This is a genomic window from Micromonospora rhizosphaerae, assembly GCF_900091465.1.
GTDB lineage: Bacteria > Actinomycetota > Actinomycetes > Mycobacteriales > Micromonosporaceae > Micromonospora > Micromonospora rhizosphaerae.
The window spans coordinates 2,118,116-2,130,964 of the sequence record NZ_FMHV01000002.1; the positions used below are offsets into that span (position 1 = coordinate 2,118,116).

Below are 12,849 nucleotides of genomic sequence, written 5' to 3' on the forward strand. Positions count from 1 at the left end.
CTCAGTCCAGGCCGAGATCCCGGCGGAGCTTGGCGACGTGCCCGGTGGCCTTGACGTTGTAGAGCGCCCGCTCGATCTTCCCGTCCTCGTCGATGACGAAGGTCGAGCGGATCACGCCGGTCACCGTGCGGCCGTACATCTGCTTCTCGCCGTACGCGCCGTACGCGGTCAGCACCGCCTTGTCGGTGTCGGCCGCCAGCGGGAAGGTGATCGCGTCCCGGTCGCGGAACTTGGCCAGCTTCTCCGGCTTGTCCGGGGAGATGCCGATTACCTCGTAGCCGGCGGCCTGGAGCGACGCGAGCGAGTCGCGGAAGTCGCAGGCCTGCTTGGTGCAGCCGGGCGTCATGGCGGCCGGGTAGGCGTACAGGATGACCTTGCGGCCGCGCAGGTCGGCCAGGGAGATCGACCCGCCGGTGTCGGTGGGGAGAGTGAACTCGGGCGCGGGGTCGCCGGGGTTGAGACGGTCGGTCATGGCGGAGACGATACCGCCGCCGTTGCGTACGCGGACGGGGTGCCGCGCCGCGCCGCGGGTGATCAAGAGCATGGCTTGTTGCAATGGATTGGCAACAAGGACGCGGTGGAAATAAGCTGACCATCACGGTGGAGATCCGCCCGCCGCACCGGGAGGTCGAGTGGAAACGCTGGCGATGCACATCTCGAACGGGATCATCAACGGTCCCGTGGCCGCGGTCTTCGCCGCCTTCGCGCTCGCCGTGCTCACGCTCTGCGTGCTGCGCGGCCGCCGTGACCTGGACGACCGGCTGGCCCCGATGGCGGGCCTGGTGGCCGCGTTCATCTTCGCCGTGCAGATGCTCAACTTCCCGATCTTCACCGCCGGGGTCAGCGGCCACCTGCTGGGCGGCGCGCTCGCCGCGCTGCTGGTCGGCCCCTGGGTCGGCGCGCTCTGCGTGGCCGTGGTCCTCGTCGTGCAGGCCCTCGTCTTCGGCGACGGCGGGGTGGCCATGCTCGGCCTCAACGTCACCAACATGGCGATCCTCGGCACCGCGACGGCGTACCTGCTGATCGCGCTGCTGCTGCGGGTGCTGCCCCGCACCCCGGCCGGGCTCGGCGTCACCGCGTTCGTCTCGGGCCTGGTCAGCGTCCTGGTCGCCAGCCAGGGCTTTGTCCTGCAGTACTGGTTGGGCGGCACCACCGACCTGGGCGGCAACCTGGCCGGGCTGGCCGGCACCATGGCCGGCGTCCACCTGCTGATCGGCATCGGTGAGGGCCTGATCACCGCCACCACCGTGGTCACCGTCGCCAAGGTCCGTCCCGACCTGGTGTACGCGCTGGGCGCCCGGAAGCCGGCCGCGCCGGTTCCCGCCGGTCCGGTGGCCGGAGGTGTCCGATGAGGAAGCGGTCCTGGGGTTTCGTGCTCGGCGGCCTGCTGGTCGCCCTGCTGCTCGCCGGGGTGGTGAGCAACTACGCCTCGTCGCACCCGGACGGCCTGGACTCGTCGCTGCTCAAGGGGTGCACGGTCGACGCGAACGGCGAGATCACCGGCGGCAGTTGCCCGGCGCAGCGGACGAAGGACCACGAGCTGTCGGACAGCCCGTTGGCCGACTACGGCATCAAGGGTGTGGACAGCCGGTTCCTCTCCACCGGCCTCTCCGGGGTGGCCGGCGTGCTGCTCACCTTCGTCCTCGGCGGCGGCCTCTTCTGGCTCACCCGCCGCCGCGGCCTTGGACCCGACGGCCCCCGGACCGGTGGCGACCGAACCGACAACCCCCGGGCCGCCGGCGACCGAGTCGACGGCGACCGGCCGGAGCGCGAGCGGGCCGGCGACGCCGGCCCCGACGCGGCCACCGACGAGCAGGCCGACGGGCGGTCGACGCCCGCCCGGGCCGGCTGAGGGGTACGCCCGATGGGTGCCGGGCACGCACACGTCCTCTACCGGGAGTCCACCTCGGCGGTGCACCGCCTCCCGCCCGAGGTGAAGATCGCCGCGATGGTGCTCTTCACCGTCGCCGTGGTCGCCACGCCGCGCGAGGCGTACTGGGCCTTCGGCGGGTACGCCCTGCTGGTCGCCGGTGTGGCGGCGCTGGCCCGGGTGGGCCCCCGCTGGCTGCTCAGCCGGGCGCTGATCGAGCTGCCGTTCGTGCTCTTCGCGTTCGCGCTGCCCTTCCTCGGGGCGGGGGAGCGGGTCGAGGTGGCCGGGCTGAACCTCTCCGTCGACGGGCTGCTCGGCGGCTGGAACATCCTGGCCAAGGGCACGCTGGGCGTACTGGCGTCGCTTCTGCTGGCCGCGACCACCACGACGCGCGACCTGATCGTCGGCCTGGACCGACTGCGTTGCCCCCAGATCCTCACCCAGATCGCCACCTTCATGCTGCGCTACCTGGACGTGCTGGTCGGCGAGGCCCGCCGGATGCGGGTGGCCCGGGTCTCCCGGGGCGACGACCCGCGCTTCCTCTGGCAGCTGCGCGGCTTCGCCGCCGGCGTCGGCGCGCTCTTCCTGCGCGCCTTCGAGCGCGGCGAGCGGGTCTACCTGGCCATGGTGTCGCGCGGCTACTCCGGCCGGATGCCGGCGGTCTGGCAGGGGACCGGCGCGGCCACCGCCGGCCAGTGGGCGGCCGCGGCCACCGTGCCGCTGGCGGCGGTCACCATCGCCGCCGCGGCGGTCGTGCTGACATGATCGGGTACGTGCAGACGGCTCCCTCCCTCGACGTGCGCGGCGTCCGGTACGCGTACCCGGACGGCCACGTCGCCCTGCGCGGGGTGGACCTGACCGTGCCGCGCGGGGACCGGGTGGCCCTGCTCGGGCCGAACGGCGCCGGCAAGACCACCCTGGTGCTGCACCTCAACGGCATCCTCACGGCGACCGAGGGGACGGTCAGCGTCGGCGGGTTGACGGTCAGCCGGGACCGGGACACCCTCGCCGAGATCCGCCGCCGGGTGGGCATCGTCTTTCAGGACCCGGACGACCAGCTCTTCCTGCCCACGGTCGCCGAGGACGTGGCGTTCGGCCCGGCGAACCTGGGGCTGCGCGGGGCGGAACTGGCCGCTCGCGTCGACGAGGCGCTCGCCGCCGTCGGGATGAGCGAGCACCGGGACCGGGCGCCGCACCACCTCTCCTTCGGCCAGCGGCGTCGGGTGGCGGTGGCCACCGTGCTCGCCATGCACCCGGAGATCCTGGTCCTCGACGAGCCGTCGTCCAACCTCGACCCGGCCGCCCGGCGCGAGCTGGCGGAGATCCTGCGCGCCCTCCCGGTGACCCTGCTGATGGTCACCCACGACCTGCCGTACGCGGCGGAGCTCTGCGACCGCTCGGTGATCCTCGACGCCGGCCGCATCGTCGCCGACGCCCCCACCGTCGACATCCTCACCGACGAGGATCTCCTGGCGGCCCACCGCCTCGAACTCCCCTACGGCTTCAACCCCCACACGGCCGCCCGCCCCTGATCGCCGCTGCGCGAGGCCGCCGTGCGGGAGGCGGCGTGCAGGCGGAGGACGCCGGCGGCCACCGCGCCGGCACCGGCGGCGAGGACCAGCACCACCATGACCCGGGCCGCGGTGGCGGGCCAGGGCACCGGGGCCACCGAGCGGGAGAGCACGGCGACGTTGGCGAACCCGGCGAAGAGCGCCAGACACGCCCCGGCCAGGGCCAGCGCGAAGTCGCCCGCCGCCCGGCGGGTCAGCGCGTACCCGCCGGCCGCGATGGCGCCGAGCCCGGTGAGCAGCGCCCAGATCTGCCCGCTGAACAGCCCGAGCAGGACCCCACCGACGCCCTGGGCGCCGGCGTCGAGCTCCCGACCGACGGTGAACGCCACCGCCGTCGCCCCGCCGAGGACGAGCAGGAACCCCACCCCGCGCAACGCCCGCGTCCCGGCCGCCGAGCCGGCCGGTGCCAGCCCGGCCGCCCCGATGGCGAGGAAGCCGAGCGCGGCGGCGACCCACCACGGGTACGGGTCCGGCGGCGGCACCCAGTCCAGGGTGCCCCGGATCTCCACGGTCTCGTCGCCGTCCCGGACCGGCACCACCCAGTCCCGGACCCGCTGCTCCCGTTCGGGGTCGACGCTCACCTGGGCCGGTGGGGCCGACTCGAGCCAGAGTGCCCGCTGGTCGTGCCAGCGCACCGACTGCCCGCCGGAGATCCGCCGCCAGACCGGCGTCGCCGCGGGGTCGGCCTCCGGCGACAGTTCGGTGTCCCCGGCGATGGTCCGGTTCAGGTACGTCGCCGGGGAGCGGCTGTTCTCGTAGACCCCGCCCGGGCCGACCCGCAGGTACGGCTCTCCGGAGTAGCCGAGCACCTCGACGTCCCGCCCGGTGCGGTTGACCAGCTCCAGCCGGGCGCCCGCCTCGATGGCCCGGACGGCCAGCCCGGACCGCGCGGGGGCGAGGCCGGTCACCTCGGTGCGGTAGTCGGTGCCGTCCGGGGCGTCCGCGCCGTGCGCGAAGGCCGGCCCGGCCAGGGCGAGGGTGGCGGCGAGCGCGGCGGTGACGACCAGCCCCGCCCGCCGGAGCAGGACCAGGATCACCGGGCCGCCTCCACCGCCGCCTTGATCCCCTCCGGGCTGCGGTCCGTGAGCTCCTTGCCGTTGACCTTGATGGTCGGCGTGCCGGTGACGCCGGACTTGCTGGCGTCCTCGGTGACGTGCTCGGTCCACGCCTTGTACGTGCCGTCCCTGACGCAGGAGCCGAAGTCGTCCCGGTTCAACCCGACGCCCGCGCCGATGTCGATCAGTTCGTCGTTGCTCAGCCCGGCGCTGCCCTCCGCCGGCTGCCGCTCGAAGAGGGCGTCGGTGAACTCCTTGAACTTCCCGCCCTTTGCGGCGCAGCCCGAGGCGGCCGAGGAGCGGGTGGAGTACTCCGTGGTGGAGAACCGGTCCAGGTAGGCGACCGGATGGAAGACCACCTTGGCCTTGCCCTCGCTGACCAGTTGGTTGATGGTCGGGCCGCTGGTCTGCTGGAACTGCTTGCAGACCGGGCAGAGGTAGTCCTCGTAGAGGTCGATGGTGACCGGGCCGCTGCCGAGGACGACGCCGGTGCCCGCCTCGTTCGCGCCGGGCGGGGCGGTGAACTCGCCGGCGCGCTGGCTGGAGTAGACGCTCCACCCGATCAGACCGGCGATCACCAGCACCACCACGGCGGCGACGGACGTCCAGATCGTCCGCTTGCGCCGCTTCTCCCGGGCGATCTGCTCCCGGACCACCCGCGCCGCGCTCCTCTGCCCCTTGCGACTACTCATCCTCGCCCTCCACGGGAGGTTCGCCCGCCAGCCAGCCGTCCACCGAGACGGGGGTGCGGGGCCAGATCAGCAGGAATCCGGCCAGCGCCAGGAATCCCAGGTCCCGGAGGATCTCCGGGAGGTAGCTCGGGGCCTGACCGGCGGCGAGCTGCCCGCCGCTGCCGAAGCACCCGCAGTCGATGGCCAGGCCGCGGCTCCAGGCCGAGGCGATGCCGGTGATGAAGACCACCAGCAGCGCCGCGGAAACGCCGGCGGCCAGTCGGGTGGCCAGCCCGATGAGCAGGAGTACGCCGAGCGCCAGCTCCACGAAGGGCAGCGCGGCGCCGATCACGGTGGCCAGCTCGTACGGCATGACCTGGTAGGCGTTGACGGCCCGGCCGGAGGCGGCCAGGTCGTCAACCTTGGCGCCGCCGGCGACCAACCAGACGGCGGCCAGCCCGAGCCGGGCGGCGGTGCCGAGCCAGGGCCGGAGGGCGGGCCAGCGGGCGGCCCGGGTGCTCGGTGCAGTCACGGTCATTGGTCGTCCCGTATCCGGCGATAGTTCCGCGTCAACCGGTGAGCCCGTCGCCGACCGCCCTGACCAGCTCGTCGCGGGCCCGGGCAACGCGGGAGCGGATGGTGCCCACCGGCACCCCCTCCACCGCCGCGGCCTCGGCGTACGACAGGCCGAGCAGTTGGGTGAGCACGAACGCCTCGCGCCGCTCGGCGGGGAGCCGGCGGACCAGGTCGGCGGCGCCGAGCTGACCGGCCGGGTCGGGGTACGGCAGGTCGGTCAGGGCGTGCGCGGCGAGCCGTTCGTCGAGCCGCCGGCGGCGCACCACCGTGCGCAGGTGATCCGCGCAGGCCCGCCGGGCGATGCCGAGCAACCAGGTACGCGCGCTGGCCCGCCCCTCGAACCCCGGCAACGCCCGGAACGCCCGCAGGTAGGTCTCCTGGGTGAGGTCGTCGGCGTTCCCCGGGCCGACCAGCGCGGCGGCGAAGCGCCACACCTCGGCCTGGGTGGCCCGGACGAAGGCGGCCTGGGCGACCGGATCGCCGTCCCGTGCGGCGAGCGCCCAGTGGGTGGCCGATTCCCGCCCAGCATCGTCCGCCGCGTGGGTCGGACCGGCGGCGGTGTCGCGCGGGGCGGGGATCACGACAGACCAGGTTACGCGGCGGTCACGGACCGAACAGAGTCCTTCGACCCTTCATGGCCTGCGCCACGCCGGGAACTTTTCCGTCGCGCCGGTCGACTACCCCCTCATGAACTGCGACGACGTACGCGTCGCGCTGTCGGCTCGGCTGGACGGGGAGGACCCGCAGGTGCCGGCGACGGCGCTGGAGGCGCACACCGACTCCTGCCCGGGCTGCCGTTCCTGGCTGGCCCGGGCGGAGCGGGTGACCCGGCTCACCCGGCTCCAGGCGGTCGACGTACCCGACCTGACCGCCCCGGTGCTGGCCGCGGTCGCCGCGGACCAGGCGGCGGCGCGGCACACGGCCGCCGCCACCACGCGGGCCCGCCGCCAGGTGCTCCGGGTGGCCGTGGCGGTGGCCGCGATCGCCCAGCTCGCCATCGCGCTGCCGATCCTGCTCGCCGGGCTCGGAGTGGAGGCGGACCCGCACACCAGCCGGGAGATGGCCTCCTTCGACGCGGCGGTGGCGGTCGGGTTCGCGTTGGCCGCCTGGCGACCGGAGCGCGCCCGGGCGTTCCTGCCGGTCGCGCTGGTGCTGGCGGTCTGCCTCGCCGGGACCAGCGCGGTGGACGTCGCCAGGTCGACCACAGCACTGGTGCACGAGGTGGGCCACCTGGCCGCCGCGGTCCAGGCGGGGCTGCTCTGGGCACTGAGCCGGGTCAGCCGTGACCCCGAGCCTCCGCTGCCCACCGTCCTCGCGCCGGGACGCGGGTGAGGCGGGGTCGCCGGTCCCGGGTGCGGTCGGAGAGCATGGGGGCCATGATTCTCGCCGTACGCCGCCGGTCCGTGGCCGTTGCCGACCGCCGATGGGGCGCCCGACTGGGGGCCACCGTTGGCCTCCTGGTCGCCGTCGTCGCCCTGCTGCTCGCCCCGGCCACCCCCGCGAGCGCGCACGCCGTGCTGGTCAGCAGCAGTCCGGCGGCGTCGGCGGTGGTGCCGAGCGGGCCGGCCGAGGTGGTGCTGACCTTCAGCGAGGGCGTCCGCAAGGTGCCCGGCAAGATCCGGGTCATCGCGCCGGACGGCTCGCGGGCCGACCGGGGCGAGCCGTCCTTCAAGGGGGCGGTGGTGACCGTACCGGTGGACCCGGCCGGCGGGCGCGGCACCTACCTGGTGAGCTACCGGGTCATCTCCGCCGACAGTCACCCGGTCTCCGGCGCCTTCACCTACTCGGTCGGTGCGCCGTCGCCGCAGCCGGTCGACTCGGGTACCGAGAACCGGGCCGATCCGGTGGTCGAGACCGCCGTCAAGGTGGCGAAGTACCTCGGCTACGCCGGCCTGCTGCTGCTGGTCGGCCCGGCGCTGGTACTCGCGGCGCTCTGGCCGCGCCGGCTGTCCCGGCGCGGCCCGGCCCGGCTGGGCTGGGCGGGGCTGGGGCTGGTGCTCCTCGCCACCCTCGCCGAGCTGTGGCTCCAGGTGCCCTACACCGTCGGCGGCGGGCTTCTCGACGTGACCGGCTCCGGGCTCGGTGACGTGCTGGGCAGCGTGTACGGCACGGCGCACCTGGTCCGGCTCGGGCTGCTCGCGGCGGCGGCATTCCTGGTCCGGCCGCTCTTCGCCGGGCCGGTCGGCCGCACCGACGGGATCATCCTGGCCCTCCTCGGCGGGGCGGCGCTGTTCACCTGGCCGCTGGCCGGCCATCCGGCCGCCTCGCCGGCGCCGGCCGTCTCGGTGGTGGTGGACGCGGTGCACCTCGGCAGCATGGCGGTCTGGCTGGGCGGCCTGGTGATGCTCGCGGTGTTCCTGCTGCGCCGCGCCGACGAGCGGGAGCTGGCGGCCATCCTGCCGATCTGGTCCCGCTGGGCGGCTCTCGCGGTCGCGGCGCTGCTGCTCGCCGGCACCGTGCAGGGGCTGATCGAGGTGGCCACCCCGAAGGCCCTGGTCGACACCACGTACGGGCGGCTGCTGCTCGCCAAGATCGGGCTGTTCGCGCTGGTGATCGCGGTCGCCGCGTACTCCCGGTCGCTGGTGCGGCGGCGCACCGCGGCGCAGCGGCCGGCGCCCGTGCGCCGGGCGATCTGGGTGGAGCTGGCGATCACCGCGGTGGTGCTCGGCGTCTCGGCGAACCTGGTGCAGACCACCCCGGCCCGCACCGCCGGTGCCGACGTGGCCGGGACGCCCACCGGCTACTACGCCACGACGCTCTCCAGCCCGCTCTACTCCCTGCAGGTCGAGCTGGACCCGGCCGCGCGGGGCAACAACTCCATGCACCTCTACGCGTACAGCAAGGACAACCGGCCGCAGCCGGTGGCGGAGTGGAGGGCGACCGCCGCGCTGCCGTCGGCCGGGATCGAGCCGATCGAGATCCCGCTGCTGCCGCTGACCGACAACCACGTGACCGGGGAGATCAACCTCCCGGCGGCGGGGGAGTGGAAGTTCCGCTTCACCGTCCGCACGTCCGACATCGACCAGGCCACGGTGACCGCCACCGTGCCCATCAAGTAAGCGAGGCTCTCGTCCATGTTCCGTCTCCGACGTCCCGGAACCGCCGCCGCGCTCGCGCTCGCGGCGGTCGCCACCGCCGTGCTCGGCTTCGCCGGGCCCGCCTCCGCGCACGTCTCGGTCAACCCGAAGGAGGCGACCCAGGGCGGTTATGGCCGATTCGCGTTCCGGGTGCCCAACGAGAGCGACAGCGCCTCGACCACCAAGGTCGAGGTGGTGCTCCCGGAGAACGCCCCGGTCGGCTCGGTCTCCACGATGCCGGTGCCGGGGTGGACGGTGGCGGTGGAGAAGCGCAAGGTCGAGCCGCCGATCGAGGTGCACGGCAGCCAGCTCACCGAGGCGGTGGCCAAGCTGACCTGGACGGCCACCGGGGACGCGGCGATCAAGCCGGGCCAGTTCCAGGAGTTCCCGGTCTCGGTGGGGCCGCTGCCGCAGGTGGACAAGATGGTCTTCAAGGCGCTCCAGACGTACTCCGACGGCAACGTGGTCCGCTGGATCGAGGAGCCGACACCCGGCGGTGAGGAGCCGGAGAAGCCGGCGCCGGTGCTCACCCTGACCGCCGCGGCGCCGTCGGCGGCCCCCGCCGCGAACGCCGTCGCGGCCGCCCCGGCCGACACCGACGACGACGCCGACGGCGCGGGGACCGCGCTTGGCGTCGCCGGTCTGGTCGCCGGCCTGGCCGGTCTGATCCTGGGCGGCCTGGCATTTCTGCGGACCCGCCGAGAGCCCGCGCCGAAGGCCTGAACCCCTGCCTGGCGCCGGCCCGTCGGTAGATCCGGCGGGCCGGCGACCTTTCTGTGGTCCTTCGAGGCCCTTGCCGTGGATATCCGGCGATTGGGCGGTTGGCGTCGGTAAGGTCGGCCGGGTTGGTTGGCTACCGAAGGGGACGACGCGAATGCGGTTCGTGCGGACGATCGCCGGAATGCTGCTGTTGGCCGTGGGGATCCCGGCGCTTCTCGCCGCCGGCGCGCTCTGGGCCGTCGCCCGGCACGCCGACCCCGACGGCGGCTTCGGCGCCCGGTTCGAGACGGTCCGCACCCCGGGGCGCGCGGTGGTGGTCACCGATGTGGACGACCTGCTCCGCGCCGAGGCGCCGTTCGCTCGTACCGGGCAGGCCCGGCTCCGGCTGACCGCGCGGACTGCCGGCGGCCCGGCCTTCATCGGCCTGGCGCCCACCGACGCGGTGCAGCGCTGGCTCGACCCCGTCCCGCACGCGACCGTGCGGCGGGTGGCCCTGGCCCGGGGGCCGCTGCCGGTCCGTCTCGATCCGGCTGGGCCGCCGGCTGCCGACACCGTCGCCGTCCCGCTGGGCCAGCGCTTCTGGGTACGCGAGGGGATCGGCTCGCTGGAGTGGAACCCCGGCGCGCTGGCCGACCGGTCGCTGAGCCTCGTGGTGATGCGCCCCGACGGCCGGGCCGACCTGGCCCTCGACCTGCGCGCCGAACTGCGGGTCGGCTGGTTCCCCGCCGCGGCGTGGGGGCTGCTCGCCGGCGGGATCCTGCTGGTGTCGCTGGCCGTGGCGCTGCTGCTGCGCCCGGTCCGCCCGCGCGAGGTGGTCTTCGTCGTCGAACCCGACCAGGTCCCGGTGCTCGCCGGCCGGCTCGGCGTGACCTCGCTCAGCGGGTTGGGCGCGCAGCCCACCGCCGAGGGGCGGCGGCCGTTGGCCGAGCGGCAACTGGTCTCCGTCGGCTCGGCCCTGGCCGAGCGCCCCCGGGCCGCGATCGGGCCGGTGCCGAGCCGTCGACCGGCCACCCTGGCCGACCTGCCGTCGAGCCAGGGGACGACGACGATCTGGTCCTGGCCCCCGGAGACGACGGGGGGTCGACCGGCGCAGGTGGACCGTCCGATCCGGCCCGCGCAGCCCGGCGACGCGACCGCGGACGGCTGAGCGGCCGGCGGAACGACGGTGGCCCTCCGCGCTGCCGACGCGGAGGGCCACCGTCACCGGGGGGATCCGGTGCTACCTCGGAGAAAATTGAGGTAGTTGTGACCAGATTAACGCCGAACAGCACCGACTGGGAAATATGCCCATTTCAGGCAGGGTTTCAGGGTGTGGCCGATGCGCCGGGCTCGGCCGGCCGGGCGGCGTGCCGGGTCGGTAGCACCACCAACAGCAGCAGACTGAGCAGCACGTACGGGTTGCGGGCGACGAACTCCCCGAGGTTGTCGGTGTGGGCCGGGGCGACGCCCCAGTCCTGGAAGGACACCACCCCGTAGATGATCACGAACGCGGTACCGGCGGCGACGGTGAGGAGCCAGCGCCGGCGGCGGGCCCCCTCGGCCGTGCTCCGGTCGGCGTCCAGTGCGGCGTCCGACAGCACCACCACCGCCGGGATGAACCAGTAGAGGTGGTGCGTCCAGGTGATCGGGCTGACCAGCCCGCCGACCAGCCCGGTCAGCGTCAGGCCGGCGAGCGTGTCGCCGGCCCGCGCCGCCCGGGCGGCCCGCCACAGCCCGTACCCGGCGACCACCGCGACCAGCAGCAGCCACGGGAGCTGGCCGGGCTTCTCCGGCGCGGTGAACCGGCTGAGCAGGCCGAACAGCGACTGGTTGCCGGTGTAGTCGGTGCGACCGACCCGGTCGGTCGCCCAGAGCTCGTGCGTCCAGAACCGCCACGAGTCCGTGGGCGCGACCGCCGTCGACAGCAGGGTGGCCAGCACCGCGGTCCCCGCCGCCACCACCGCCGCCCGCCACCGCCGGGCGGCCAGCAGGTAGACGACGAAGATTCCCGGGTAGAGCTTCAGCGCCGTCGCCAGCCCCACGCCCACGCCGGCCCAGCGCCGCTCCTGCGGTACGGCGAAGAGCAGGTCGGCCAGGATCAGCACCACCAGCAGCATGTTGATCTGACCGAAGGTGATGGTCTCCCGGGTGCTCTCCACGGCGAAGACCAGCAGGACGGCCAGGGTGACGGTGAACAGCCGGGGCAGGTCGTGCCGCTCGGCGAGCGGCCGCACCAGCCACCGGGTGGTGACCACCACCCCGATCACCGTCAGGGTCGTGAAGATCGCGACGGTGGCGCCCAGCGGTAGCAGGGCGAAGGGTCGCAGCAGCAGCGCACTGAACGGCGGGTAGGTGAAGTAGAGTGCGCCCTGCACCCGGTCCGGCTGGACATAGTCGTAGAGCGGGTGGCCGGCCGCCCACCAGTCCATCGCCCGCATGTAGATCTTCAGGTCGAAGAAGTCGTGCACCCGGCCGGGCAGGTAGAGCGCCGGCAGAACCGCCGCGAGCGCCACCACCGTGACGAGCCGACGGACCGTACGACCGCCCGGGTCGTCCTCGGTGACGGCGGGTGGCGCAACGGGTTCGGCTGGCACGGGGAAACCCTACTGGTCCCCTCCGGCCACAGTGCCGAGGCGCGGGCACGCGGGCTACGCGTAGTCTGTTCCGGTGGCTGATCTTCTCGTCTGGATCGACTGTGAGATGACCGGGTTGGATCTCGGCCGGGACGCACTGATCGAGGTCGCCGCCCTCGTCACCGACCCCGACCTGAACGTGCTCGGTGAGGGCGTCGACGTGGTCATCCACGCCGACGAGGCGGCGCTGGACGGGATGCCGGAGATCGTTCGGACCATGCACGACAAGTCCGGGCTGACCGAGGAGGTCCGGCGGTCCACGGTCAGTCTGGCCGAGGCCCAGGACATGGTGCTGGACTATGTGAGCACATACGTGAAGGTCCCGGGGAGCGCGCCGCTCTGCGGCAACTCGATCGCCACCGACCGCGGCTTCATCGCCCGGGACATGCCGCGCCTCGACGCCCAGCTGCACTACCGCATGATCGACGTCTCCTCGATCAAGGAGCTCTGCCGGCGCTGGTACCCGCGGGTGTACTTCGGGCAGCCGCAGAAGGGGCTCGCCCACCGGGCGCTGGCGGACATCCGGGAGAGCATCCGCGAGCTGGAGTACTACCGCCGGACGATCTTCGTACCGCTGCCCGGACCGGACGTGGAGAGCGCCAAGGCCATCGCCGCCCAGCTCTGACCCCGGCGGCACGGCTGCGCCCCGGCCGCTGGGCGGAACCCGCTGGACGCGGTGGGCACGGATGTGGCTATT

Annotated in this window: 15 protein-coding genes; 9 read left to right on the plus strand and 6 right to left on the minus strand. The window is 74.1% G+C overall.

The features are described 5' to 3' along the window. Nucleotide 1: 1 nt before the first annotated feature. Entirely contained in the window at nt 2–472 is a 471-nt protein-coding gene (bcp, locus tag GA0070624_RS10290) for a thioredoxin-dependent thiol peroxidase (protein ID WP_091348552.1), read from the minus strand. A 160-nt stretch (nt 473–632) separates the two neighbouring features. On the opposite strand from bcp, the gene GA0070624_RS10295 reads away from it, so the two are divergent. Genes GA0070624_RS10295 through GA0070624_RS10310 form a run of 4 tightly spaced genes read left to right on the plus strand, consistent with a single transcriptional unit; the run spans nt 633 to nt 3,402 of the window. Then, the gene (locus tag GA0070624_RS10295; protein WP_091339488.1) at nt 633–1,352 is read left to right on the plus strand and encodes an energy-coupling factor ABC transporter permease; all 720 of its coding nucleotides are present in this window, start codon (nt 633–635) and stop codon (nt 1,350–1,352) included. Beyond that, on the plus strand, nt 1,349–1,852 hold the full coding sequence (locus GA0070624_RS10300; RefSeq protein WP_091339491.1) for a PDGLE domain-containing protein: 504 nt from the start codon (nt 1,349–1,351) through the stop codon (nt 1,850–1,852). The genes GA0070624_RS10295 and GA0070624_RS10300 overlap by 4 nt, the downstream gene beginning before the upstream one ends. A gap of 12 nt (nt 1,853–1,864) precedes the next feature. Next, entirely contained in the window at nt 1,865–2,635 is a 771-nt protein-coding gene (gene cbiQ, locus GA0070624_RS10305) for a cobalt ECF transporter T component CbiQ (protein WP_091339493.1), read from the plus strand. Continuing rightward, nucleotides 2,632–3,402, plus strand: coding sequence for an energy-coupling factor ABC transporter ATP-binding protein (locus GA0070624_RS10310; protein WP_091339496.1), 771 nt, complete (start codon nt 2,632–2,634; stop codon nt 3,400–3,402). The genes cbiQ and GA0070624_RS10310 overlap by 4 nt, the downstream gene beginning before the upstream one ends. Here GA0070624_RS10310 and GA0070624_RS10315 read toward each other — a convergent pair. The 4 genes from GA0070624_RS10315 to GA0070624_RS10330 are packed head-to-tail and all read right to left on the minus strand — an operon-like array spanning nt 3,366 to nt 6,324. Next, nucleotides 3,366–4,478, minus strand: a complete 1,113-nt coding sequence (locus tag GA0070624_RS10315) for a hypothetical protein (RefSeq protein WP_342672745.1) — start codon at nt 4,476–4,478, stop codon at nt 3,366–3,368. The two genes, GA0070624_RS10310 and GA0070624_RS10315, sit on opposite strands and share 37 nt — an antisense overlap. Next, nucleotides 4,475–5,188 carry a DsbA family protein gene (locus GA0070624_RS10320; RefSeq protein ID WP_091339499.1) on the minus strand — a complete coding sequence of 238 codons (714 nt, stop codon included), beginning with the start codon at nt 5,186–5,188 and terminating at the stop codon, nt 4,475–4,477. Before GA0070624_RS10320 ends, GA0070624_RS10315 begins: the two co-directional genes overlap by 4 nt. Continuing rightward, a complete protein-coding gene (locus tag GA0070624_RS10325) occupies nt 5,181–5,705 on the minus strand; it encodes a DoxX family protein (RefSeq protein WP_091339502.1) in 525 nt (174 codons plus the stop codon). The genes GA0070624_RS10320 and GA0070624_RS10325 overlap by 8 nt, the downstream gene beginning before the upstream one ends. Before the next feature lie 31 nt (nt 5,706–5,736). Beyond that, nucleotides 5,737–6,324, minus strand: a complete 588-nt coding sequence (locus GA0070624_RS10330) for a sigma-70 family RNA polymerase sigma factor (protein ID WP_091339505.1) — start codon at nt 6,322–6,324, stop codon at nt 5,737–5,739. A 106-nt stretch (nt 6,325–6,430) separates the two neighbouring features. Here GA0070624_RS10330 and GA0070624_RS10335 point away from each other — a divergent pair, with 106 nt between their 5' ends. From GA0070624_RS10335 to GA0070624_RS36800, 4 genes are all read left to right on the plus strand, one after another. Next, entirely contained in the window at nt 6,431–7,075 is a 645-nt protein-coding gene (locus GA0070624_RS10335) for a zf-HC2 domain-containing protein (protein ID WP_091339508.1), read from the plus strand. Between the two features lie 44 nt (nt 7,076–7,119). Next, the gene (locus tag GA0070624_RS10340; protein ID WP_091348558.1) at nt 7,120–8,802 is read left to right on the plus strand and encodes a copper resistance CopC/CopD family protein; all 1,683 of its coding nucleotides are present in this window, start codon (nt 7,120–7,122) and stop codon (nt 8,800–8,802) included. A 15-nt stretch (nt 8,803–8,817) separates the two neighbouring features. After that, nucleotides 8,818–9,543: a YcnI family copper-binding membrane protein gene (locus GA0070624_RS10345; RefSeq protein WP_091339512.1), complete on the plus strand. Its 726-nt coding sequence runs from the start codon at nt 8,818–8,820 to the stop codon at nt 9,541–9,543. Nucleotides 9,544–9,694: 151 nt separating this feature from the next. Further along, nucleotides 9,695–10,687 (plus strand): hypothetical protein, encoded by a 993-nt coding sequence (locus tag GA0070624_RS36800; protein ID WP_425413498.1) that lies wholly within the window; start codon nt 9,695–9,697, stop codon nt 10,685–10,687. Between the two features lie 157 nt (nt 10,688–10,844). On the opposite strand, the gene GA0070624_RS10355 is transcribed toward GA0070624_RS36800, so the two are convergent. Continuing rightward, nucleotides 10,845–12,113, minus strand: a complete 1,269-nt coding sequence (locus tag GA0070624_RS10355) for a glycosyltransferase 87 family protein (RefSeq protein ID WP_091339516.1) — start codon at nt 12,111–12,113, stop codon at nt 10,845–10,847. A 73-nt stretch (nt 12,114–12,186) separates the two neighbouring features. Between GA0070624_RS10355 and orn the strand changes: the two genes are divergently transcribed. Continuing rightward, complete coding sequence (gene orn / locus GA0070624_RS10360; protein WP_091339520.1) at nt 12,187–12,777, plus strand: oligoribonuclease; 591 nt, start codon at nt 12,187–12,189, stop codon at nt 12,775–12,777. The last annotated feature ends 72 nt before the right edge of the window (nt 12,778–12,849 follow it).